A 24494-nucleotide genomic window follows, 5' to 3' on the forward strand; every position below is an offset into this window, starting at 1 on the left:
GCGTATGGTTGGATCCGGAAACCATCGCGCCCCTCCAGCGGTTGAGTCGCCATCATGAGCCAGTCTCTGAACGCCATCATCGCCCGCGTCACCGATCGCATCGCCGAACGCAGCCGGGACAGCCGCGCCGCCTACCTCTCCCGTCTCGACAAGGCGAGCGCCAGGCCGCGCCGGCAGAAGCTGGGCTGCGCCAACCTCGCCCACGCCTTCGCCGCCTGCCCGGCCGGTGACAAGGAGGGGCTGCGCGGCGACGTGGTGCCGTCGATCGGCATCGTCACCGCCTACAACGACATGCTCTCCGCCCACCAGCCCTACGAGCGTTACCCGGCCTTCATCAAGGAGTCGGTGCGGGCGGCGGGCGGCGTCGCCCAGGTGGCGGGCGGCGTGCCGGCCATGTGCGACGGCGTCACCCAGGGCTACGAGGGGATGGAGCTGTCGCTGTTCAGCCGCGACGTCATCGCGCTGGCGACCGGCGTCGCCCTGTCGCACGCCACCTTCGACGGCGTGCTGTGCCTCGGCATCTGCGACAAGATCGTGCCCGGCCTGATGATCGGCGCGCTCACCTTCGGCCATCTGCCGACGATCTTCGTGCCCGCCGGCCCGATGCCGTCGGGCCTGTCCAACGCCGACAAGGCCAAGGCGCGCCAGCTCTACGCCCAGGGCAAGATCGGCCGCGACGAGCTGCTGGAGGCCGAGGCCCAATCCTACCATTCCCCCGGCACCTGCACCTTCTACGGCACCGCCAACACCAACCAGATGCTGATGGAGATCATGGGCCTGCATCTGCCGGGCGCCAGCTTCGTCAACCCCAACACGCCGCTGCGCGAGGCGCTGACCGACGCGGCGGCCCGCCGTGTGGTGGCGATGACGGCCCAGAAGGGCGGCGCGGAGGGCGGCGGCACCCCCATCGGCCGCATCGTCGACGAGCGCGCGATGGTCAACGGCATCGTCGGGTTGCTGGCGACCGGCGGCTCGACCAACCACACGCTGCACATCCCGGCCATCGCGGCGGCGGCCGGCATCCAGTTGACGTGGCAGGATTTCGCCGACCTGTCGGCGGTGGTGCCGCTGCTCGCCCGCGTCTACCCGAACGGCTCGGCCGATGTGAACCGCTTCCATCAGGCCGGCGGCATGCCCTTCGTCATCGGCCAGTTGCTCGACGCCGGGCTGCTGCACGCCGACCTTCCGACCGTCTGGGGCGACGGCGGGCTGGAGCCCTACCGGGCGATGCCGGAACTGGCCGGCGAGGGCGGGCTGGCGTGGCGCCGCTCGCCGACGGACAAGAGCGGCGACGCGAGCGTGGTCGCCACCGTTGCCTCCCCCTTCGCGGCCGAGGGCGGCCTGCGCGTGCTCGACGGCAACCTCGGGCGCGGCGTCATCAAGGTGTCGGCGGTCAAGCCGGAGCACCGCGTCATCGAGGCGCCGGCCCGCGTCTTCGACACCCAGGAGGCGGTGCAGGCGGCCTTCCGCGCCGGCGAGCTTGACCGCGACGTGGTGGTGGTGGTGCGCTACCAGGGGCCGGGCGCCAACGGCATGCCGGAGCTGCACAAGCTGACCCCGCCCCTTGGCGTGCTTCAGGACAAGGGCTTCAAGGTGGCGCTGGTCACCGACGGCCGCATGTCGGGCGCCTCGGGCAAGGTCCCGGCGGCGATCCATGTGACGCCGGAGGTGAAGGCGGGCGGGCCGCTCGGCCGGCTGCGCGACGGCGACCTCGTGCGGCTCGACGCCGAGACCGGCCGGCTGGAGGCGCTGGTCGAGGCGGAGGAGTGGGACAGCCGCGGCGCCCCGCCGCCGGCCAGCGAGGATTCCGAGCATGGCTGCGGCCGTGAGCTGTTCGGCCTGTTCCGCAACGCCGTCAGCGGGGCCGAGGTCGGCGCCTCGGTCCTCCAGTTCCCCTACCGGCAGGGCTGACCGCCGCCCGGCCCGCCCTGCGCAGGATTTTGCGCACTGCGCAGAATCCTGCGCGCCATGGACCGACCCAGGCCGCCCGGCGGGCCTTCCGCCCCCTGTTTTTGTGGCGGTTTCGTGACGGGCGGGACCCCTGGCGTGTCTTTTGCAATCCGCGGAGGAATCAATGTCCGGGCGCGAAGTCCGGCGGCTTTCGCGTGAGGTGCGGTCATGCACGGTCCTGGTCTTCGCCTGAAGTGGCGGATTTGGTTTCTGGCGCTTCTGTCGGTCGTCGCGGCCGGGCTGGTGGCGGCGGTCGGGGGTTCCTTCATCAACCGGGCGCTGGTCGAGCAGCGCATGAACAGCGTCCGCTTCATCGCCGAAAGCGCCGGCAGCATCGCCGCCAGGTACCACAGGCTGGCGACGGACGGGACGCTCGACGAGGCGGAGGCCAAGGAGCGCGCCCGCGCCGCCATCGGGGCGATCCGCTACAACAACGGCGAGTATCTCTGGGTCTGGACCTCCGACATCGTCGGCGTCGTCCACGCCAACGCCAAGCTGGTCGGCCAGAGCGGGCGCGAGATCCGCGACCGCAACGGCGTCTACGTCATCCGCGAGGCGGTGCGTGGGGCCCTGGCCCCGGTTCCGGAGTTCGTGCATTACGAATGGCCGAGGGCCAACGACCCTCAGGGCCCGACCTACGAGAAGCTCAGCTACTCCGTCCATTTCAAGCCATGGGACTGGGTGATCGGCACTGGCGTCTATGTCGACGACCTGCGGTCCGACTTCGCCGGCATGATGACGGTGTTCGGGCTGATCGTCGCCGGGGTGGGGGCGGTCTCGCTTCTGCTCGGCTGGCTGGTCGCGCGCGGCGTCACCGGGCCGCTGGCGCGCCTCCGCGCCGTCATGCTGCGTCTGGCCGAGGATGATCTGGCCTGCGAGGTGCCGGAGCAGCAGCGCCGCGACGAGATCGGCGACATGGCCCGCGCCGTCCGCCTCTTCAAGCAGCGTCGCGAGGACCAGAAGCGGCTGGAGGCCGAAAGCGCCACACTGGAGGCGCGGGCGGCCGAGCAGCGGCGCGGCGCGCTCGACGCGGTGGCGGTGCGCTTCGAGGGCAGCATCGACGGTGCCCTGTCGGAGGCGTCGGGCACGGCCGACCGCCTACAGGCGACGGCCCGCCTGATGCTGGACGGCGCCCACCACAACATGGACCGCAGCGGCGCCTCGGCCGAGGTGGCGCAGACCGTGTCGGCCAACGTGCAGGCGGTGTCGGCCGCCGTCGAGCAGCTCGGCGGCTCGATCCGCGAGATCGCCGACCGCATCGACGATTCCTCGCGCGTCGCCGAACAGGCCGCGGCCCACGCCGGCGAGGCGGTCGGCAAGGTCGCCGGGCTGGTCGACAGCGCCGAGCGCATCGGCGACGTCGTCCATCTGATCGCCGGCATCGCCGGGCAGACCAACCTGCTGGCGCTCAACGCCACCATCGAGGCGGCGCGGGCGGGGGAGGCGGGGAAGGGCTTCGCGGTGGTGGCGAGCGAGGTGAAGCAGCTCGCCAGCCAGACGGCGCGTGCCACCGAGGACATCGCCGCCCAGGTGGCGGCGATCCAGTCCGCGACCGGGCTGGCGGCGGGCGACATCAACCGCATCGCCGGGGTGGTGCGCGAGCTTCAAGCCATCGGCTCGGCCGTGGCCGCCGCCGTCGAGGAGCAGAGTGCCGCCACCGCCGAGATCGGCCGCGCCGCCGTGGCCGCCGCCGACGGCGTCCACCGTCTGGAGGGCAACGTCGCCTCGGCGGCGACCGCCGCCCGCGAGGCTGGCGCCGGCGCCGAGGAGCTGTGCCGCGAGCTGGGCTCCATGCAGGAGCGCATGCATGACGTCACCGCCGCCGCCCGGACCTTCATCGTCCAGGTGCGGGCACCGCGTTGAGGGAGCGGGCACCGCGTTAATCCCTTGCCCGGTGGCGGCCGGTCGGCGATGTCTTCAGCATCCTGAGGGGCGGTCCAGGGGCTATTCCGGACACCGGCAGAAGAGAGCAGCGCGATGAGGCTTCCCGAACCGCTCCGCCAGTACCGGCCCGGCACCCTGCGGGGCAAGCTGCTGCTCATCGCGCTGGCGGTGATCTCGGTCCCCATCGCCACCGCCGGCTATCTGCTGGAGCGCGAGGGGCATCAGGCCCTGCTGCTGGAGAAGCAGGAGCGGCTGTTCGGTCTGGCCCGCATCCTCGACAGCCATCTGGAGGGCGGATTCGACCCGCTACTGGCCGAGCGGGGCGCATCGGACCGCGCCACGGTGATCGCCGGGCTGAACGCGGCGCTGGCGCGTTTCACCGACGGGGTCGCCGCCGCCAACCCCGGCGTCGGGGTCGGTTTCTACAGCAGGGCGGCCGACGCCATCGTCACCTATGGACCCAGCCGGGAGTATGCCGACAAGGTCGGCCTGCCCATCGCGCCGGACCATCCCGGACGGCGCGTCATGGCGACCGGAGAGCCGGCGGTGGAGACCGGGCCGCAGGTGCGCGGGCAGATCATGAACGCCATGTGGCCGATCCGCCGCGACGGGGTGGTGATCGGCTACGCCTGGGCCAACGAGCTGGCCGACGTGATCGACCGCCAGTCGGCGGCGATGGACCGCGCCATCCTGGCGGTGAGCGTGCTCGGCGCCCTGTTCGGGCTGCTCCTGATCCATCTGATGTCCAACCGCCTGTCGCGCGACGTCAAGGGCGTCACCGACGGGCTGGAGCGCATGCGGGCCGACCTGGGCCACCGGATCGCTCCGCCCTCCGGCGAGATCGGCGAGATCGCCGTCGCCGTCAACGCCATGGCCAGGGCCCTGCGCGACGCCCGCTCGCTCACCGAGAACATCCTGCACAGCATCGCCGACGGGGTCATCGCCGTCGACGGCCAGGGCCGGGTGACCTCGATCAATCCGGCCGCCCGGCGCATGGTCGGGCTGGCGGGGGCGGGGGAGGATGCGGGAAAGGGAGCGGAGGTGATCGGCCGTCCCTACGCCTCGCTGTTCAAGGAGGGAGCGGCCTTCGCCAGCCCCCTGCTCGACACGCTGGAGACCGGGCGCGAGCATCTGGCCGTGCTCGTCGACTGGCCGCTGCCGGCCCAGGTCCTGCATGTCAGCGTCAGCAGCAGCCTGCTGCGCGACAGCCGCGGCACGCCGATCGGCGCGGTGGCGGTGCTGAAGGACCTGACCGAGCAGCGTCGGCTGAACAAGCAGATCATGCGGGCCGACCGGCTGGCGGCCCTGGGCGAGCTGATGGCCGGCGTCGCCCACGAGATCCGCAACCCGCTGACCTCGATCCGCGGCTTCATGCAGTTCCTGGAGACCTGCGACGACATCGCCGAGTGGCGGACCTACGCGCCCCTGATCGTGCGGCAGGTCGACAGCCTCAACCGCATCATCACCGAGCTGCTGGAGTTCGGCCGCTCCCGCCCGCCCTTCATCCGCCCGGTCGGGCTGAACGAGCTGATTCGCGAGGTCACGCTGCTGATCGGCCGCAAGTCCAACGCCCAGGTGATCCTGGAACCCGATCCGACCCTGCCGCCGGTCGAGGCGGACGGCGAGGCGCTGAAGCAGGTGATCCTCAATCTGGTCATCAACGCCATCCAGGCGATTCCGGAGTCCGGAACCATCCGCATCGCCACCCGGGCGGGTGACGGCTCCGGCCCCGGTGACGGCGATGCCGTCGTCACCGTGACCGACGACGGCGTCGGCATCCCGCCGGAGGATTTGGAAAAGATCTTCGACCCCTTCTATTCCACCAAGCCGAGCGGCACCGGGCTGGGGTTGGCGATGGTCCACCGCATTGTCGACGCCCACCATGGTACGATCGTCCTGACCAGCACGCCGGGGGCGGGGACCACCGCCACCCTGCGGCTTCCCTTCCGTCACAACGCGCCGGCCCCCTCATGAGCAACCCCTCTCCCCTGGCCCTGGTCGTCGACGACGACGAAGGCATCCGCCAGATGCTGTCGGCGGTGCTGAGCAAGGAGGGCTTCGCGGTGACCACCGCCGCCGACGGGGTCGAGGCGGTCGCCGCCTTCGAGGCCAGCCGCCCGGCGGTGGTGCTGATGGACATCCGCATGCCGCGGATGACCGGGCTCCAGGCGCTCGCCGCCATGCGCAAGATCGACCGCGCCGCCGCCGTCATCCTGATGACCGCCTTCGCCCAGGTCGAGACGGCGGTGCAGGCGATCAAGGAGGGCGCCTTCGACTACATCATCAAGCCCTTCGACATCGCCGAGGTGCTGCTGCTGGTCGGCCGCGCGCTCCAGGTGCGCGGCCTGCGCGACGACATCGCCGTGCTGCACCGGGCGCTGACGGCCAGCTACCGCACCGACCGCATCCTGACCAACAATCCGCGCATGATGGAGCTGCTCCAGTCCGTCGCCAAGGTGGCCAAGAGCAACGCCACCGTGCTGGTGACCGGCGAGAGCGGCACCGGCAAGGAGCTGGTGGCCGCCGCCGTCCACTACAACAGCCCGCGCAGCGGCGGTCCCTTCGTGAAGGTCAACTGCGCCGCCGTGCCCGAGGGGCTGCTGGAAAGCGAGTTCTTCGGCCACGAGAAGGGCGCCTTCACCGGCGCCGTGGCGCGGCGCCGCGGCCGCTTCGAGCAGGCCGAGCACGGAACCCTGTTCCTCGACGAGATCGGCGACATCTCGCCCAGCCTCCAGGTCAAGCTGCTGCGCGTGTTGCAGGAGCGCGAGTTCGAGCGGGTCGGTGGGACGGAGCCGGTGCGGTCCGACGTCCGCGTCGTGGTGGCGACCAACCGGAACCTGGAGGAGATGGTCCGCCAGGGCCAGTTCCGCCAGGATCTGTATTTCCGCCTGAACGTGGTGACGCTGCGCACCATCCCGCTGCGCGAGCGGCCGGAGGATGTCCGGCTGCTGTCGGGCCATTTCCTCCAGCGCTTCGCCGCCGAGAACCAGATCGACGTCACCGGCTTCGACGACCGGGCGATGGACTGCCTGCTTCGCCATTCCTGGCCCGGCAACATCCGCGAACTGTCCAACGCCGTCGAGCGGGCGGTGGTGATGTGCACCGGCCGCCTGATCTTCCCGGAGGATCTTCCCGAACAGATCGCCTGCCGTCCCGCCGAGCCGGAGGATGCGGAGGAGCCGGTGCCGGCCGATGCGGCGGTGGACATCGCACCGGGAAGCGGCCTGCCCCTGCGCGTGATGATCAGCCAGTACGAGGCGCGGGCGATCGGCGAGGCCCTGCTGCGCAACGGCGGCAACCGCATGCGCACCGCGCAGGAGCTGGGGATCAGCCGCCGGTCGCTGCTCTACAAGCTCCAGGAATACGGCATCGCCTGAACGGCCGGTCGAGCGGAACAGCCGGTGAAGGGGGCCGCTCTTCAACGATCGCTTCGTATTCAAACATCTTCATGGCCGGGCTTGACCCGGCCATCCATGTTCCGTCCATTTTCCAAAGATTGCGGTTGTGGATGCCTGGACCGAGTCCGGGCATGACGGTGTCGGGCAAGCGCGCGCTGCGCAAAACCCTGCGCAGCGCGCAACGCTCTGCGCACCGTCGGCGGTCCGGCCCTTGCGTGCCTTCGACCGAAAGCGTTGTTTTGGGCGGTTTTCCGCCCTTGGAACATCCCGGCAAGGCCATCTTCGGTTGGCACGCGGCTTGCTTTTCTATAAGTGCGTGCAACGGACCGCGTAAACCGGAGTCCAGTATCCGGGCTTTCGACCGACTGAACGACCCGATCACGGGCCAAGATCAAGCAGCCGACCGACACGATCCCTGTCCGCCACAGTGCCGGTGGTCCCGGAACGTCCCCCGACGTCCCGATTTTCCGCCGGATGCTCTCTCGTGTGCTTCAAACGACTGAGGGGGACGCCATGAGTAAAGTGCGAAAGCTTGAAGACGCCGTCGCGGCGATACCCGACGGCGCGGTTCTGATGATCGGAGGCTTCATGGGCGTCGGCACCCCGCCGCGCCTGATCGACGAGCTGATCCGCCAGAACAAGCGCGGCCTGACCGTGATCGCCAACGACACCGCCCGCCCGGCCGTGGGCATCGGCAAGCTGGTCGCCGGGCGCCACGTCGCCCGCGTGATCGCCAGCCACATCGGCACCAACCCCGAGACCCAGCGCCAGATGATCGCCGGCGAGACCGAGGTGGAGCTGGTGCCGCAGGGCACGCTGGCCGAGCGCGTGCGCGCCGGCGGCTTCGGCCTCGGCGGCATCCTGACCCCGACCGGCGTCGGCACCGTCGTCGCCGACGGCAAGCGCACCATCGAGCTGGACGGCAAGACCTTCCTGCTGGAGACCCCGCTGAAGGCGGATTTCGCGCTGATCCTCGCCAAGCGCGCCGACTATTACGGAAATCTCGAATACGCCCTGACCGCGCGCAACTTCAACCCGCTGATGGCGATGGCCGCCGAGACCGTGATCGTCGAGGCCGAGGACATCGTCCCGGTCGGCATGATCCCGCCGGACCACGTCGTCACCCCGAACGTGCTGGTCGACGTCCTCGTCGCCAAGGAGGCGCGCCATGGATGAAAAGACCCTGATCGCCAAGCGCGTCGCGCTGGAACTGCGCGACGCCCGTCTGGTCAACCTCGGCATCGGCCTGCCGACCCTGGTGGCCCGCTATCTGCCGGCCGGGACCAACGTCTTCTTCCAGTCGGAGAACGGCATCATCGGCATGGAGCCGGTGCCCGAGGAGGGGCTGGAGAACGCGGACCTGAGCGACGCCGGCGGCAGCCCGATCGGTGCCGTGCCCGGCGCGGCCTCCTTCGACAGCGCGGTGTCCTTCGGATTGATCCGCGGCGGCCATCTCGACGTCACCGTGCTCGGCGGCCTCCAGGTCGACGAGGAGGGCCGGCTCGCCAACTGGATGGTGCCCGGCAAGATGGTGCCCGGCATGGGCGGCGCCATGGATCTGGTGTCGGGCGCCAAGCGCGTCATCGTCGCCATGCAGCACAGCGCCAAGGGCGAATCCAAGATCGTCAAGCGCTGCACCCTGCCGCTGACCTCGGTCCGTCGCGTCGATCTGGTCGTCACCGACCTCGCGGTGCTGGAGCCGACCGAGTCCGGCCTGCTCCTGAAGGAGACGGCGCCCGGCGTCAGCGTCGCCCAGGTGCTGGCCGCCACCGGCTGCGAGCTGATCGTGCCCGCCACGGTCCCCGCCATGCCCATCGACGCCTGATGCCGCTGTAAGCCCCTCTCCCTGAGGGAGAGGGGTTGGGGTGAGGGGGCGCAAATCTTCCCTTCCGCCTTCGGCGGATACCCCTCACCCCAACCCTTCTCCCGCAAGGGGAGAAGGGCTTTTCAAGCGGCCCAACGCCAAGCGGGAGACACCGCATGTCCATCACCTCCCAGGACGGCGCCGACACCGGCAGCCGCTTCAACCCGATCCCCATCCTCTCGCGCGGGCTGACCGGGCTGGTCAGCCGCTATCTGCCCGACCCGCTGGTCTTCGCCATCCTGTTGACCATCCTGACCTTCGTGCTCGGCGTCGCGCTGACCCCCTCCACGCCGCTCGACATGGTCCGCATGTGGGGCGACGGCTTCTGGAACCTGCTGGCCTTCGCCATGCAGATGGCGCTGGTTCTGGTCACCGGCCACGCGCTGGCCAGCTCCGAGCCGGTGTTCAAGCTGATGGAGCGCCTGTCTTCCATCGCCAGGACGCCGACCCAGGGCGTCATGCTGGTGGCCTTCTCCTCGGCCATCGCCTGCACCATCAACTGGGGCTTCGGGCTGGTGGTGGGCGCGATGTTCGCCCGGCAGGTCGCCCGCCGCATCCCGGCCGCCGACTACCGGCTGCTGATCGCGTCCGCCTACATCGGCTTTATGACGTGGCACGGCGGCCTGTCCGGCTCGGTGCCGCTGGTCGCGGCGACCAAGGGCAACCCGATGGAGAAGACGGTCGGCATCATCCCAATCTCCGACACCCTCTTCACCACCTACAACATCGGCATCACGCTGGCCCTGATCCTGGTGCTGCCGCTGATCTGCCGGATGATGCACCCGGCCGCCAAGGACGTCGTCGCCATCGATCCCAAGCTGCTGAAGCCGGAGGAGAGCGTCCAGCGCACGCTCGGCCCCGACGCCAGCCCGGCTGAGCGCTTCGAGGAAAGCCGCATCCTGTCGCTGGTCGTCGCCGCCTTCGGTCTGGTCTACCTGTTCCTCTATTTCCAGAAGAACGGCTTCAACCTCACGATCAACACCGTCAACCTGATGATGCTGATCGCCGGCATCATCCTGCACAAGACGCCGATGGCCTACGCCCGCGCCATCACCAACGCGGCGCGCGGCACGGCGGGCGTGCTGATCCAGTTCCCCTTCTACGCCGGCATCCAGATCATGATGGAGCATTCCGGGCTGGGCGGGCTGATCACCAACTGGTTCGTCGAGATCGCCACCAAGGACAGCTTCCCGGTGCTCGCCTTCTTCTCCTCGGGCCTGATCAACTTCGCGGTGCCGTCGGGCGGCGGCCATTGGGTGGTGCAGGGTCCCTTCATCATGCCGGCCGCCCAGGCGCTCGGCGTCGATCTCGGCAAGGCGGCGATGGCGATCGCCTACGGCGAGGCGTGGATGAACATGGCGCAACCCTTCTGGGCGCTGCCGGCGCTCGCCATCGCCGGGCTCGGGGTGCGGGACATCATGGGCTACTGCGTGACCGCGCTCATCATCACCATGCCGATCTTCGTGATCGGGCTCTACTTCTGACGCTTCAACCGAACAAGGCACGGGGACCGGGCGAACCGGTCCTTGTGTTGTCTCCGAGACCATCCAAACGGAGGGACACATGACTGACATCGTCATCGCCGGCGCCGCGCGCACCCCCATCGGCAGCTTCAACGGCGCGCTCGGCGCGGTTCCGGCCCATCTGCTGGGCGCTGCCGTCATCCGCGAGGCGCTCGCCCGCGCCGCGACTGACGCGGCGGAGGTCGACGAGGTGATCCTCGGCCAGGTGCTGACCGCCGGCCAGGGGCAGAACCCGGCCCGCCAGGCCGCCGTCGCCGCCGGCGTTCCGGTCGAGAAGACCGCCTTCGGCATCAACCAGGTCTGCGGCTCGGGATTGCGCGCGGTGGCGCTCGGCTATCAGGCGATCAAGAGCGGCGACGCCGAGGTGATGGTCGTCGGCGGCCAGGAGAGCATGAGCCTGTCGCCCCATCTCATGCATCTGCGCAACGGCACCAAGATGGGCCCGGCGGAGATGGTCGACAGCATGATCAGGGACGGTCTGTGGGAGGCCTTCCATGGCTACCACATGGGCACCACCGCCGAGAACATCGCCCGCCAGTGGCAACTCTCCCGCGAGGAGCAGGACGCTTTCGCCGCGGCCTCGCAGCAGAAAGCCGAGGCGGCCCAGAAGGCCGGCCTGTTCAAGGACGAGATCGTTCCGGTCCTGGTGAAGGGCCGCAAGGGCGACCTCACCGTCGACGCCGACGAGTACCCGAAGCACGGCACGACGGCGGAGTCGCTGGCCAAGCTGCGCCCGGCCTTCGCCAAGGACGGCACGGTGACCGCCGGCAACGCGTCGGGCATCAACGACGGTGCCGCCGCGCTGGTGCTGATGACCGCGGAGAACGCCGCCCGGCGCGGAGTCACGCCGCTCGCCCGCATCGCCTCCTGGGCGACCGCCGGCGTCGACCCGGCCATCATGGGCACCGGCCCGATCCCGGCCTCGCGTCTGGCGTTGAGAAAGGCCGGCTGGGATGTCGGCGATCTCGATCTGGTCGAGGCGAACGAGGCCTTCGCGGCCCAGGCGCTGGCGGTCAACCGGGATCTGGGCTGGGACGCCGCCAAGGTGAACGTCAACGGCGGCGCCATCGCGCTCGGCCACCCCATCGGCGCTTCTGGTGCCCGCGTGCTGACCACGCTGCTGTTCGCACTGCGCCGCCGCGATGCGAAGAAGGGGCTCGCCACGCTCTGCATCGGCGGCGGCATGGGCGTCGCGCTGTGCGTCGAGCGCCTGTGACGGCCGTCCGTTAAGGAGCGTGGCCGGTTGCCGGGGCAAGGCCGATCAGGCTCCCCGGCGCCGGCCATGCCGCGGCGGGGTGGCCGGCGAGGCGGTCGAGCAGAGCCTCCAGCAGCCGCCAGATCGCCGCGTCATGGACGCGGTGATGCGTCAGCAGCCCGATGGGTTCGGCCCCCGGCGGATCGTCGGCGGGGGCTTCGCGGCGTTCGGCCAGGGCGCGGCACAGACGGCCGAGCAGCGCCTCGCTGTCCACCGCCGAGCGCCCGCCATGCCAGTCGATCAGGTCGATGTGGGTGTTCAGCCAGCGTAGACCCGGCGGTGCCTCGACGGCTGGACGAGGGCCGAAACCCGACACGGCGCCATAGCCGGCCTCGACCAGCAGAGCCGGCATGTCCCTGCCCAGCCGGTTCCAGGGCGGCACGAACAGCGGCAGGACCCGGTCGCCGAACAGCCCGCGCAGGCGGTCGAGGCCGCGCGCCGCGTCGGCCCGCCGTGCCTCGGCCGGGCGGCCGGCACCGAACTCGGCCTTCTTCTCGCCTGGGGCGGCGTGGTTGCTGTGCGCCCAGCCATGCACGAGGATCGCCACATCGCGGTGCGCGGACAGCGGTTCGGCCAGCGAGGGCGTCGCGTCGGCGGGGATGGCGGCGAGGCCGAGCGGGATGCCAGCCGACGCGCACAGCGCCAGCAGCCGTTCCAGTTCCGGGCTGGCGGCCACCGCGTCGTCGTCGCGCAGCCAGAGCGGACAGCGCCAGCCGGCCTCCGCCCACCGCGCCAGTTCGGCGTCGAGCGCCCGCCATCCGGTCATCGGGTCCGTTCCTTCCGCAAATCCTTCCGAAGGGCGGTGGCGATCTCCACGCTGCGCGCGGCGCCGGCCAGCGCCGCCGGGTCGAGCCGGGGCACGGCGACGCCGATCACGCCGGCCAGCGCCGCCGCCAGAGTGTCCGGCGTGAGGTCGGCCTCGCGCAGCGTGGCGACGCCGGGGCGACGGGCGAGGAGCGCCGCGCGCGTCGCCTGTTCGGTCTCGTGGCCGTCCTCGAAGGGGCAGAAGACGCTCGGCACTCCCAGCGCGAGGCAATCCAGCGCGGTGTTGTAGCCGCAGCGCCCGACCGAGGCGGCGGCGCGGCCCAGCAGGCTGCGGAAATCGGGGCGCAGGGGTTCGACCGTCAGCCGCTCCGGTCCGGCGATGGCGCGCAGGTGACCGGCGAGGTCCGCCGCCTCGGTCTCCGGTGCGAGCAGCCGCCAGCGCTGCGGCAGGGCGCCGGAGGCGGCGCAGCGGGCGGCGGCTTCGAACAGGACGCGGCCGACCGGCCCGCCGCCGGCGGTGACCAGGATCTCGCCGCGCCCCTCCGGGCCCTCCGCCTCGTCGGGCGGCGGTGGCGCGACGAAGCCGGTGTAGTGGAGCAGGCCGCGCATCGCCGGGGTGATCGGCCAGCTGGCCTCCAGCGGGATGAGTCGCGGGTCGGAATGGACCAGCACGCCGTCGTAGAAGCGGGCCAGCCGCTCTCCGGTCTCGTGCAGCCGCTCCGGCCGCGAGGGTGGGGCCAGGATGTCGCGGATGGAGGCGAGGACCAGCGGCGGCACGGCGGCGGCGCGCGCCCGCTCCAGCAGGGACTCGAACTCGGCGGCCAGCGCCCGGCGCCCGAAGGGGAACAATTCGGTGATCAGGACATCGGGGCGCAGACCGTCGAGAAGGCCGGTCAGCATCCGGCGGCGTTCGGCGAGATCGTCGGGGCCGGCGACCCGGCCGTCGGCGGCCAGCAGGGTGCGGAAGTCGGTCCCGGCGCTCGCCAGCGGCGGCAGCTGGTGCAGGGTCGCGCGGCCGGGGGACAGGTGCGGGGCCGGGCGCCCGCCGCTGATGACGTCGGCGGTCCAGCCCGCGCGGGCGAAGGCGTCGGCCAGGGCCAGCGCGCGGCTGAGATGGCCGCTGCCGAGCAGATGGGTGACGGCGATGGTCACGCGTCCGGGGGTCATGCGCATGACAGGCGGATTCCTTCCGGCCCGCAGGCTGCCCGGATGGACCCATCGGCCGCCAGCGTCACCGCGTAGAGCCGGTCGCGCTTGATGTCGAGCGGTGGCGGCCCGAGGAAGTTCCATCCCCAGCCGAGCGCCACCACCACCCGGATCACCCCGACATGCACCACCGCGAGGTGATCGGGCCCGCTGCCCCGCGTCACGTCGGCGAGCCAGCCTTGCAGGCGGTCGCGCAACTCCGCCGGGCTCTCGCCGCCGGGCGGGCGGAAGTCCCAGCCCCAATGCTCCAGGTCGCGGTAGCCCGAAGCCGGGTCGGCGCGCAGCTCGGCGCCCCGGCATCCCTCCCAATCACCCCAGTTCATTTCCATCAGGCGCGGGTCGGTGCGCACGGGCCGGCCGCGCCCCAGCAGCTCGGCGGTTTCGCGCGCGCGGCCCAGCGGGCTGGCGTGCAGCGTCGCCTCCCCCCAGCCCGCCGGCAGGACCAGCCGGCCGAGATGCGCGCGCCCCTCGGCGTCGAGCGGGATGTCGGTGTGGCCCTGGATGCGGCCGTCGCGGTTCCAACCCGTGACGCCGTGGCGCAGGAAGGCCAGCCGTTTCGGTTCGGTCATCGCCGGGTCTCCTCCAGCAGGATGTTGAGGCGCCGCGCCGCCGCCGTCAGGCTGTGGCACTGCTCGACATGGCGGCGGGCGCCTTCGCGCAGGGCGGCCAGTCGGGGCGGATCGTCGAGCAGGGACGCCACCGCCGCCGCGTAGTCCGTCGCCGTTTGATGCGCCGCCGACAGGCCGGTCAGGCGGCCGCCGACGCCGTCGCGGACGACGGTCCCGGTTCCGGCGTTGTCGACCGCGACCACAGGGAGCCCATGGGCCTGGGACTCCAGATAGACCATGCCGAACGCCTCGTTCAGGCCGGGCCACAGGAACAGGTCGGCTTGTCCATACCAGGGGGCCAGCGTCTCGGGCGGCAAGGCGCCATGCCGGCGCACGCGCTCGCCGAAGGGGGCGAGCAGCGCCGCGACGGCGTCCGCCGCCGGACCGTCGCCGATCACATCCAGCGTCCAGGGGCGGTCCGCCAGCCGTCCAAGCGCCTCGGCCAACAGGCGGTAGGTGGCCAGCTTGTCGCCCGGCCGCATCATGGCGACGGTCAGCAGGCGGGGGATGCCGTCCGCCGGACCGTTCCGGGTGGGCGGGGCGGGCGGCGGGTCGAGGAAGGGCGCCAGCGTGGCGACGCGCTGGCCCGGCGGGCGGTGCGCCTCGACGGCCTGCCGGTCGCGGTCGCTGAGGCAGAGCACCAGCGCCGCCGCGTCGATCGCCGATTCCGCCGCCGCCGCGAAGGCTGCCCAGGGGCCGTCCAGGCGCTTGCGGGCGCGCGACGCCTCGGCGACCACGTAGGGGATGCCGAGCGCGCCGGCCACCGCCGGCCCGATCAGGTCGGGTGCCTTGTAATAGACGTGGTAGCTGAACCACAGGTCAGGCCGCCGCTCCGGTTCGGCGGTGTAGAGACGCAGCAGTCGCGCCTGTTCCGCCCCGGCTTCGGTGAGCAGGCGGCGCTGGACCGCCGTGTCGCCCGCGCCATCGCGGCTGCGCAAGGCGCTGGCGACCTCCACGGCGTGGCCGCCTTCGGCCAGCGCGCGCAGCAGCAGCCGGGCCATCTGGCGGTCTCCGGAGGGGACCGGATGGTCGGGCGGCTTCAGCGGGGCGTGGAAGGCGATCCGCATGGCGGGCTCCTACGGACGGGCGTCTTCGCGCGCCGCCTCCTCGCGCGCCGATCGGGCCAGCCGGTCCAGCAGCCGGTCGATGCCGGCGGTCATGCCGAACTCGGCGCGCAGCCGCGCGTGGGCCGCCTCGCCGAGGCGCAGGCGGAGCGCCGGATCGGGCAGCAGGCGGGACAGGCCGGCGGCGATGGCCTCGGCGTTCGGCTCGGCGAGGATTCCATGCTCGCCGTCGGCGATGAACTCCGGGATGGCGGCGACGGCGGTGGAGAGGATCGCCAACTTCTGGCTGGCCGCCTCCATCAGCACGTTGGGCAGCCCGTCGCGGTCGCCGTCGCCGGCGATGACGCTGGTCAGCGTGAACAGGTCGGCGCGGCGCAGCGCCTCGATCACCGTGGCTTGGTCCTGGGCGCCGCGCCACTCGATGCGGCCGGCGAGGCCGAGCCGCCCGGCCTGGGCGCGCAAGCCGTCACCCAGCGGCCCGCCGCCGATGTGGACCAGCCGCCAGTGCAGCCTGTCGGGCAGGCGTGCCAGCGCGTCGAGCAGGCGGTCGTAGCCCTTCTTTTCGACGAGGCGGCCGACCGACAGGATCTCCACGGCCCGTTCCGGGCTGGAGCCGTCGCGCTCGGCGCCGGGGCCGGCCGCGCGGTCGGGCGGAGCCGGGAAGCGGCCGAGATCGAGCCCGTGATAGACCAGCTCGATCCGTTCCGCCTCGGCGGCGAGCGCCCGCAGATGCGCGGCGCCGCTGGCGGTGCAGGTCACGCCGAAACGCGCCTCGGCCAGCTTCTCGCGCTTCTCCCAGTCCGGCGTGGTCCAGATGTCCTTGGCGTGGGCCGAGAAGCCCCAGCCGACGCCGCGGATCGCCGCCGCGTAGCGGGCGACCGAGGCCGGCGTGTGCAGGAAATGGACGTAGAGGAAGGGCGCGTGGGCCGGCAGTTCCGCCGCCAGGACCAGTGCCTGTCCGAAGCGGCGCCCGCGGTTGGCGGTGGGATCCCGCCGCAGGTCGCGCCACCACAGCCGCGCCGCCGCCCACAGCCCGGCGCGCGGCAGACGCGGCAGGGCGCGCAGCACGCGCAACGGCTCCTGGTGCAGGTATTCCGGCAGGTAATGCACAGGTGCCGTGATGCGCTCGTGCAGCGCGTGGCGCCGCTTGTCGGTCGGGTGGCGCAGCGACCAGATCGACAGCTCCACGCCGCGTTCCTGAAGGGCCAGCAGCTCCTGGGCGACGAAGGTCTCCGACAGGCGGGGATAACCCTTCACCACCACCGCCAGCCGCAACGGCGGGGCGACGCAATCCCTCATGCCGAATCCCTCACGCCGACCGCGCCGCCCACAAGGGGGCCGGTTCCATGAGGTCGGCCATGGCGTCGCGGGCCAGCGCCACCACGCTTTCCAGACCGCTCAGCAGGCTGGGCAGCGGGTTGGCCGAGGGCGGCGGCTGGCTGGCCAGCGCGCGGATCGCGTCGGCCATCACCTGGGGGCCGGTGCCGTCGCGCTCGCAATCGAGCATCCGCGTCAAGCCCAGCGCCTCGGCGGCGGCGGCGCGGATGTGCTGCTCCATGCGCGGCCGGGTGCGCGGGGCGATGACCGACGGCTTGTCGAAGGACAGGATCTCGCAAAAGGTGTTGTAGCCGCCCATCGCAACCACCCCGATGGCGCCGGCGTAGAGATCCTCCATGCGGGAGTGGAAATCCATCGCCTCGACCCGGCCCTTCAGGCGGCGGATGCGCTTGGCGAAGCCCTTGCGCATCGCCCCGTCGAGGAAGGGGCCGTAGACGATCAGCGCGCGCGGGGCCAGCGACGGGTCGTGCTCGTAGGCGGACAGCGTCCAGTCGATCAGCGCGCCGCCGTCGCCGCCGCCGCCGGGCGTCACCAGCACGAAGGGGGAGGCGTCTGCCGGAGCCTCCGGCGGCGTTCCGCGCCGCAGATAGCCGGTGTAGCGCAGCCGCGCCTCGACGTCGGCCGGCAGGTCGAGCCCGGCCAGCGGCTGGTAGACCTCGCGCAGGCCGTAGATCCAGACCTCGTCGTAATAGCGGCGGATGGCGGTCAGCGCCTCCTTGCGCTCCCATTCCGGCTGGAGGGCGTCGGGCGAGTCCAGCACGTCGCGCAGCCCCAGCACCACCCGCGTCCGGCCGCTGGTCCGCATCATCTCCAGGGCGGGGACGAACTCGCCATGCAGGCCGGTCGGTTCCTTGTCGACCACCGCCAGGGTCGGGCGGAAGGACTGCGCGGCGGCGCGGATGATCTCCGCCCGCATCGCCGTCATCTCCTCGATCGGCAGGCCGAGATTCTGCGCGGTGTAGCTGCCGTCCTGGAGCTTGACCACGCCGGGCAGGCGGACATGGTCGACCCGCTCGGGGAAATCGAAGCGCCCGGCCACCGGCGAGCCGGTGAGGATCAGGGCCGAGGCGTCGGGAAAGGCCGAGACCAGGGCTTGGGCAATGGTGCGCGAGCGGCGCAGATGGCCCAGCCCGAAGGTGTCGTGGCTGTAGAGCAGGATGCGCGGCGCCGTCCGGTCGCCGTGGTCCGAACGCGGTGCGGCCTGGGGCAGGGACATGCTTGGGAACTCCGCATCAGCTGCGCGTTGGAAGCGGGAAAACCGTTGCGAGTCGGTGTGTTGAAGCCGTGGCGCCAGCCTTGGGTCTCGTGGTGTCAAGCGTCGGTTGGTCCTGTCGCCTTCGGTGTCGGGCTGCCCCGTGGCAAAAGCCCTCACACGCTTTTCGTCCGGCTTCAAGCGCAATGTGCGGCCGGCTGCGATGTCCCAGCGTTGCGTTGCAATATCGGAACGGGTCGCCGGTTTGCCAACGGTTTTCTCCCTCACTGGTCGTGGTAGGGGTCGAGGGCGTCGCGCAGCCCGTCGCCAAGGAAATTGAAAGAAAGCACCACCAGGATCACCGGAATCATCGGCGCCGAGATCCAGGGGTAGGTTTCCACCGCCATCAAATTCTGCGCGTCGTTCAGCATCACCCCCCAGCTCGTCGCCGGCGGACGCAGGCCGAGCCCGAGGAAGGACAACGCCGTCTCGCCGAGGATCATCGCCGGAATTGACAGGGTGGCGCTGGCCAGCAGATGGCTGGCGAAGTTGGGCAGCAGGTGGCGGCGTATGATTCGCGCGGGCGAGGCGCCCATCAGCTCCGCCGCCATGACGAAATCCTCCTCGCGCAGCGCCAGGAAACGCGACCGCACGGCGCGCGCCAGACTCGGCCAGTCGAGCAGCCCGAGGATCACCGAGATGCAGAGGAACACCGTCACCGGGCTCCAGTGCGCCGGGACGGCGGCCGACAGGGCCAGCCACAGCGGCAGCTCCGGCAGGGACTTCAGGATCTCCGACAGGCGCTGCACCCCGGCGTCGACCCAGCCGCCGAGATAGCCGGCCAGCCCGCCCAGCGTGACGCCGATGGTGAAGGACACGGCGATGCCGAGCAGCCCGACGGTCAGCGAGAGCTGTGCCCCGATGGCGAGCCGGGACAGCACGTCGCGGCCCAGCCGGTCGGTGCCCAGCAGGTGCAGGCTGCCGCCCGGCGGCGGGCAGACCAGCCGCAGCCGCGCCTCGACCAGCCCGAGGAAGCGGTAGGGCTCGCCGGGGCAGAGGAAGCGCAGCGGCAGCGGGCGCGTGGTGTCGGATTCGTAGCGCCAGCGGTACTCGCGCAGGTCGGCACGGCCGGTCGTCGGGTAGACGAAGGGGCCGATGAATTGCCCCTCGTGGAACAGGTGGATGGCTTGCGGCGGGGCGTAGAGATGCTCGACGTCGCGTTCGTTGGCGCCGTGCGGCACCAGGAAGTTGACGAAGGGCAGGCTGAGGTAGGAGAAGCCGAGGAACAGGGCCGCCAGCACCGCCAACCGGTGGCGCAGGAAGCGCTTCAGCATCAACCGCGCCGCCGACGCTCCCGGATCGAGCCGCGAGGCGTGCGGGGCGTCGTCGTCGGGCGACCAGGGTTCCGGATCGACGTAATGGGGCCAGGCTTGCGGCTTCGGCCGGGTCTCGCTCATGGGCGCGACCTCTTGGTCAGGCGGATGCGCGGGTCGAGCAGCGCCAGCAGGATGTCGGAGATCAGCATGCCGACCAGCACCAGCAGCGAGATGAACAGCAGGATGAATCCGGCGAGGAACTGGTCCTGGGCGCGCAACGCCTCCAGCAGCGCCGGTCCGATGGTCGGCAGGCTCAAGACCACCGAGATCAGCACCGACCCCGACACCATCGACGGCAGAAGGGAGCCGATATCGGAGACGAAGGGATTCAGCGCCATGCGCAGCGGGTAGCGGGTCAGCCGGCGCACCGGCGGCACGCCCTTGGCCTTGGCGGTGACGACGTAGGGCTTGCCCAGCTCGTCGAGCAGGTTGGCGCGCAGCCGCCGCACCATCGCGGCGGTGCCCGACAGGCCGATGACGATGGTCGGGATGATCAGGTGATGCAGGATCGAGCCAAGCTTGGCGAGGCTCATCGGCTCGTTCTCGTAGCGCGGGTCGACCAGCCCGCCGATCGGCAGCCCCAGCCATTTCTGGCCGTAATAGAGCAGGATCAGCGCCAGCAGGAAGTTGGGCGTCGCCAGCCCGATGTAGCCGACGGCGGCGGCGAGGTAGTCGACCCAGCTGTTGGCGCGGATGGCGGCCAGCGCGCCGAGCGGGAAGGAGACCAGATAGACGAACAGCACCGCCGCGAAGTTGAGGATGACGGTGAACCACAGCGTCTCGCCGACCACCTCGGCGACCGGCTTGCCGAACTCGAAGGACCAGCCGAGGTCGCCCTGGAGCAGCCCGTTGAAGCCGCTCGGCCCCGGCCAGACGCCGATCCAGATCAGATACTGTTCGGCCAGCGGGCGGTCGAGCGCGTATTCGTGGCGCAGGAACTCGGCCTTGGCCAGCCCGGCCTCCTGGCCCGTCGCGCGCAGCTCGGCGATCTGGTTGGACAGGAAATCGCCGGGCGGCAGGTTGATGACGACGAAGATCAGCATCGACACGACGACCAGCGTCGGGATCATGATCAGCAGACGCCGGAGGATGAAGCGCAGCATGGCGGGTCAGGTCCTCCGGATTGCCAGGAAGCCCACAAGCTCCCTCTCCCCCCCGGGGAGAGGGTCGGGGTGAGGGGGGAGCCTGGCGAGGAGTCCGGGAAAACGGAAAGCGCCGCCCCGTCCCACGAAGTTACGCCGTGCCTCCCCCTCACCCCACCGGGGAGAAGAGGGAGGCAGGAGCGGGAGAGCGAGGAAGATGGTCGGTGCGGAAAGCGCGATCGGGCAGCGCATGTCCTCAGCTCCTCGGCGGGGGATCGGCGAAGAAGAACTCGTCGGGGCGGTAGATGCCGAGGAAGGCGCCGGGATCCCACAGCCACAGCCCGCGCTCCGGAACGTTGCGCAGGCGGTTGCTGGCGACCACCGGCTGCGGCGCCTCGCCGACGATGCCGATGACCAGGACGTTCTCGGCGTGGATGTCCAGCATCCGCTCCCACAGCGGTCGCCGCTCCTCGGTGGTGGCGACGTGTGCCCAGTCGTGGGCGAGCCGCATCAGGGTCTCGGCGACCGGCATGCCGATCGGCTCCCCGGCGGCGCCGGAGGTCTGGTAATACTGCCCCCATTTCGGCCAGGAGAAATTCTCCTGGGTCATCGGCGCCAGCTCCTCCGGGTTGCTGTCGGGCTCCGGCACGCCGTTGTCCCAGCCCGACCACACCGCCATCATCACTTGGCCGGCGTAGACCCGGTTGCGCAGCACGTCGCGGTCGGCGGTGCGCACCAGCAGCCGCACCCCGACGTCGCGCCAGGTCTCGGCGATGATCTGGAGCGTGTCGGCGACCTCCGGCTTCTCGCCGGTGGTCTCGACGATCACCTCCAGCGGGCGGCCGTCCGGCAGGCTGCGGTAGGCCTCGCCGCGCTTCTTCGGCAGGCCGATCTCGTCGAGCAGGGCGGCGGCGGCCTTGGGGTCGTACTCGGCCCACAGCCCGTGGCGCTCCGGCTTGTAGAGGGAGCTGAAGGGCAGCACGCCGACGCCGCCCTCGCGCGCCAGCCCGAAATAGAGCGAGCGGTTGACGATGCGGCGGTCGATGGCGAGCGACAGGGCACGGCGGAAGCGGACGTCGCGCAGCAGCCCGCGCCACACCGGGTCGTTGTAGTTCAGGTTGGGGTAGAGCGCGATGTCGGCTGCGGTCCCCGAAGGCCACAACCGGGTCCGGTAGTTTCCCGATGCCTCGCCCGACACCAGGACGGGCACCTGCGAGAAGGTCAGCGCCTCGGCCTGGAGGTCGGCGTGGCCGGTGGCGACCTGGGCGGGGATCAGGCCGCCAGACATCACCGTCACGTCGAGCCCGTCGGCGTAGGGCAACTGCACGCCGTTGGCGTCGAAGCGGTGGTAGTAGGGGTTGCGCTGGAACAGCAGGTGGGAGCCGCTGCCGCGCGCCACCGCCATCCAGGGCTGGAGCGTCGGCTCGTCGGCATTCTCCATGCGGAACATGTCGTCGCGCGCGTTGTGCAGCGCCGCCCAGTTGCGCACCTTGGCCTTGGCGATCTGCGAGGCCAGCGTCGTCTCGTCGGTGTAGCGGGCGTGGAACTGCTTCAGGTAATGGGCCGGCCGGTAGATGAAGGGCGGCCGGGCGGCGGCGAGGTTGGGGAGGAAATGCGGGTTGGGCGAGGCCCAGCGGAAGCGGACGGTCACCGGGTCGGGAAACGCGACCTCCGGCGGCTTGCCGTCGACCAGCATGAAGCGTGGCGGTCCCGACGGCGACAGCATCGGGTTGTTGACGATGTCCTCCCACCAGTAGCGGATGTCGTCGCTGGTGAAGGGGGCGCCGTCCGACCAGCGGTGGCCGCGCCGCAGCGTCAGGGTGAAGTCGCGTCCCTCCCCGACCGTCACCGCCTTCAGGATGTCGGGGACCAGCTCGCGCTTCTCGTTGTAGCCGACGAGACGGGCGTAGCCGTAGAGCGCGGCGATGCGGCTGTTGCGCCGCTGGGTGATGAAGCTGCGGATCCAGCCGCCGCGCTGGCCGTACTCGCGCCCCTTGGCCGGCAGGTCGACGATCAGCGGCTCCTCGGGCATCCGCTCGGACACCGGGGGCAGCAGGCCGTAGGTGGCGATGTCGCCCAGCGGCGGGGTCTCGCGCGGGACGAAATCGGGATTGGTCTGGGCCGGACACGCCCGGGCCAGCGCCGGCAGCAGCAGCAGGGCCGCCAGCAGGATGCGGAGCGCCGGGCTCATGCCGCCCGCCGCACGAAATGGCCGGGGGCGACCTCGACCAGCGGGGGCGGTCCGTCCGGCGCGGGGCGGAAGGCGGCCGGCCACAGGTCGGGCGCGCCGGCGCCGAGCGCCACCTTGCGGATGTCGATGGGGCGGTTCACGTCCGGCTCCGGCGAGGCAGCGATCAGCGCCTGGGTGTAGGGGTGGACCGGGGCGGAGAACAGGACGGCCGGCGGCGCCTGCTCCACCACCTGTCCGGCGCGCATGACGACGACGCGGTCGGCCAGCCGGGCGACCACCGCCAGATCGTGGGAGATGAACATCAGGCTGAGGCCGAGCCGTTCCTTGATCGACTCCAGCAGGTCCAGGACCTGCGCCTGCACCGAGACGTCGAGCGCCGAGGTCGGCTCGTCGCAGATCAGCAGCATCGGGTCGAGCGCCAGCGCGCGGGCGATGCCGATGCGCTGGCGCTGGCCGCCGGAGAAGGCGTGCGGGTAGCGGGTCGCCCATGCGGGGTCGAGCCCGACCCGCGCCATCAGCGCCCGCACCCGCCGGTGCCGCTCGCCGGCGTCGCAGACGCCGTGGATGGTCAGCGGCTCGCCGATGATCGAGCCGACCGTCATGCGCGGGCTGAGCGAGGCGTAGGGATCCTGGAACACCATCTGGGCGCGGCGACGGTAGTCGAGCAGGGCGGACGGCGGCTGCGCCGACAGATCGACCGCCTCCGCGCCGGTCGCCGGGCGGAACAGGATGCGGCCGCCGGGGTCGGGCCGGTCGGCCAGCATGGCGAGCCGCGCCAGCGTCGTCTTGCCCGAGCCGGATTCGCCGACGATGGCCAGCGTCTCGCCGCGCCGGACCCGGAGGTCGATTCCGGCCAGCGCCTTCACCCGGCTGGCTCCGCGCTCGAAGGTCTTGGCGACGCCGTGGAACTCCAGGATGGCGTCGACGGGGGCGGTGGCGGCGTCGGTCGGCGACACGGCCGCCTCCGGGGCGACCTCTGGATAGTCGGGGATCATCGGGGCCGCCGCCATCAGCTTGCGGGTGTATCCGTGCAGCGGCCGGCCCAGCACATCGGCGCAGGCCCCCGACTCCATCACCCGCCCGGCGCGCAGCACCACCACGGCGTCGGCCATGTTGGCGACCACGCCGAGATCGTGGGTGACCATCAGCACCGCCATGCCGGTTTCCGCCTGAAGCGTCTTGATCAGTGCCAGCACCTGGGCCTGGAGCGTGACGTCGAGCGCCGTAGTCGGTTCGTCGGCGATCAGCAGGCGCGGCCGGGCGACCATCGCCATGGCGATCATCGCCCGCTGGCGCAGCCCGCCGGAGAGCTGGAACGGGTAGGAGCGGTAGGCGCGCTCCGGATCGGGAAAGCCGACCCGCTCGAACATCGCCAAGCACTCGGCGCGGGCCTGGGAGCGGGAGGCGTTGCCGTGCAGGCGCAGCACCTCCGCCGTCTGGGCGCCGATGGTGTGCAGCGGCGAGAGCGCGCTCATCGGTTCCTGGAAGATCATGGAGATCTGGCTGCCGCGGATGGCGCGCAGGCCAGACCGCGACAGCGTCAGCAGGTCGACCTCGCCCGCCTTCTTGCAGCCGAAGCGGACGGAGCCGCCGCAGACCTCGGCCCCGCGCGGCAGGATGCCCAGGATGCTGCGGCAGGTCAGCGTCTTGCCGGAGCCGGATTCGCCGACCAGAGCCACGCTCTGCCCGGCCCCGACCGAGAAGCTCACGCCGCTCACCGCCGGGCGGGGAGAGGCCGAACGGCGGAACCGGATCGACAGATTCTCCACCCTCAGCATCGCACCGTCCTCGCTGCCCG

General features: G+C 71.4%; 18 protein-coding genes. 8 read left to right on the forward strand and 10 right to left on the reverse strand.

Annotated features, from left to right (window positions below; translation table 11 throughout):
• The first annotated feature begins 54 nt into the window (after positions 1 to 54).
• The 8 genes from edd (at position 55) to JN22_RS10110 (ending at position 11835) form a co-directional block, all read left to right on the forward strand.
• On the forward strand, positions 55 to 1911 hold the full coding sequence (edd, locus tag JN22_RS10075; protein WP_085553809.1) for a phosphogluconate dehydratase: 1857 nt from the start codon (positions 55 to 57) through the stop codon (positions 1909 to 1911).
• A 207-nt stretch (positions 1912 to 2118) separates the two neighbouring features.
• Positions 2119 to 3813, forward strand: a complete 1695-nt coding sequence (locus JN22_RS10080; protein WP_085553810.1) for a methyl-accepting chemotaxis protein — start codon at positions 2119 to 2121, stop codon at positions 3811 to 3813.
• Between the two features lie 114 nt (positions 3814 to 3927).
• Complete coding sequence (gene atoS / locus JN22_RS10085) at positions 3928 to 5808, forward strand: two-component system sensor histidine kinase AtoS (RefSeq protein ID WP_085553811.1); 1881 nt, start codon at positions 3928 to 3930, stop codon at positions 5806 to 5808.
• Positions 5805 to 7211, forward strand: a complete 1407-nt coding sequence (gene atoC / locus JN22_RS10090) for an acetoacetate metabolism transcriptional regulator AtoC (protein WP_085553812.1) — start codon at positions 5805 to 5807, stop codon at positions 7209 to 7211. The genes atoS and atoC overlap by 4 nt, the downstream gene beginning before the upstream one ends.
• Before the next feature lie 534 nt (positions 7212 to 7745).
• Positions 7746 to 8408 carry a CoA transferase subunit A gene (locus JN22_RS10095; RefSeq protein WP_085553813.1) on the forward strand — a complete coding sequence of 221 codons (663 nt, stop codon included), beginning with the start codon at positions 7746 to 7748 and terminating at the stop codon, positions 8406 to 8408.
• A complete protein-coding gene (locus JN22_RS10100) occupies positions 8401 to 9057 on the forward strand; it encodes a 3-oxoacid CoA-transferase subunit B (RefSeq protein ID WP_085553814.1) in 657 nt (218 codons plus the stop codon). Before JN22_RS10095 ends, JN22_RS10100 begins: the two co-directional genes overlap by 8 nt.
• A gap of 155 nt (positions 9058 to 9212) precedes the next feature.
• Entirely contained in the window at positions 9213 to 10580 is a 1368-nt protein-coding gene (locus JN22_RS10105; RefSeq protein ID WP_085553815.1) for a TIGR00366 family protein, read from the forward strand.
• A 79-nt stretch (positions 10581 to 10659) separates the two neighbouring features.
• On the forward strand, positions 10660 to 11835 hold the full coding sequence (locus JN22_RS10110; protein ID WP_085553816.1) for an acetyl-CoA C-acetyltransferase: 1176 nt from the start codon (positions 10660 to 10662) through the stop codon (positions 11833 to 11835).
• Between the two features lie 10 nt (positions 11836 to 11845).
• On the opposite strand, the gene JN22_RS10115 is transcribed toward JN22_RS10110, so the two are convergent.
• From JN22_RS10115 to JN22_RS10160, 10 genes are all read right to left on the reverse strand, one after another.
• Complete coding sequence (locus JN22_RS10115) at positions 11846 to 12640, reverse strand: polysaccharide deacetylase family protein (RefSeq protein WP_085553817.1); 795 nt, start codon at positions 12638 to 12640, stop codon at positions 11846 to 11848.
• Positions 12637 to 13812: a glycosyltransferase family protein gene (locus JN22_RS10120; RefSeq protein ID WP_223677656.1), complete on the reverse strand. Its 1176-nt coding sequence runs from the start codon at positions 13810 to 13812 to the stop codon at positions 12637 to 12639. Before JN22_RS10120 ends, JN22_RS10115 begins: the two co-directional genes overlap by 4 nt.
• Positions 13803 to 14414: a histidine phosphatase family protein gene (locus JN22_RS10125; RefSeq protein ID WP_085553818.1), complete on the reverse strand. Its 612-nt coding sequence runs from the start codon at positions 14412 to 14414 to the stop codon at positions 13803 to 13805. Before JN22_RS10125 ends, JN22_RS10120 begins: the two co-directional genes overlap by 10 nt.
• The gene (locus tag JN22_RS10130; RefSeq protein WP_085553819.1) at positions 14411 to 15520 is read right to left on the reverse strand and encodes a glycosyltransferase family 4 protein; all 1110 of its coding nucleotides are present in this window, start codon (positions 15518 to 15520) and stop codon (positions 14411 to 14413) included. The genes JN22_RS10125 and JN22_RS10130 overlap by 4 nt, the downstream gene beginning before the upstream one ends.
• Positions 15521 to 15529: 9 nt before the next feature.
• Complete coding sequence (locus tag JN22_RS10135) at positions 15530 to 16816, reverse strand: glycosyltransferase (RefSeq protein WP_085553820.1); 1287 nt, start codon at positions 16814 to 16816, stop codon at positions 15530 to 15532.
• A gap of 10 nt (positions 16817 to 16826) precedes the next feature.
• Entirely contained in the window at positions 16827 to 18071 is a 1245-nt protein-coding gene (locus JN22_RS10140) for a glycosyltransferase family protein (protein ID WP_085553821.1), read from the reverse strand.
• Between the two features lie 260 nt (positions 18072 to 18331).
• Positions 18332 to 19504 carry an ABC transporter permease gene (locus tag JN22_RS10145; RefSeq protein WP_085553822.1) on the reverse strand — a complete coding sequence of 391 codons (1173 nt, stop codon included), beginning with the start codon at positions 19502 to 19504 and terminating at the stop codon, positions 18332 to 18334.
• The gene (locus JN22_RS10150; protein WP_085553823.1) at positions 19501 to 20526 is read right to left on the reverse strand and encodes an ABC transporter permease; all 1026 of its coding nucleotides are present in this window, start codon (positions 20524 to 20526) and stop codon (positions 19501 to 19503) included. The genes JN22_RS10145 and JN22_RS10150 overlap by 4 nt, the downstream gene beginning before the upstream one ends.
• A 235-nt stretch (positions 20527 to 20761) precedes the next feature.
• Positions 20762 to 22696 carry an ABC transporter substrate-binding protein gene (locus JN22_RS10155; protein ID WP_085553824.1) on the reverse strand — a complete coding sequence of 645 codons (1935 nt, stop codon included), beginning with the start codon at positions 22694 to 22696 and terminating at the stop codon, positions 20762 to 20764.
• A complete protein-coding gene (locus tag JN22_RS10160) occupies positions 22693 to 24474 on the reverse strand; it encodes an ABC transporter ATP-binding protein (protein WP_085553825.1) in 1782 nt (593 codons plus the stop codon). Before JN22_RS10160 ends, JN22_RS10155 begins: the two co-directional genes overlap by 4 nt.
• Positions 24475 to 24494 lie beyond the last annotated feature (20 nt).

The sequence above is a fragment of the Azospirillum agricola genome (genome assembly GCF_020005195.1).
GTDB lineage: Bacteria > Pseudomonadota > Alphaproteobacteria > Azospirillales > Azospirillaceae > Azospirillum > Azospirillum agricola.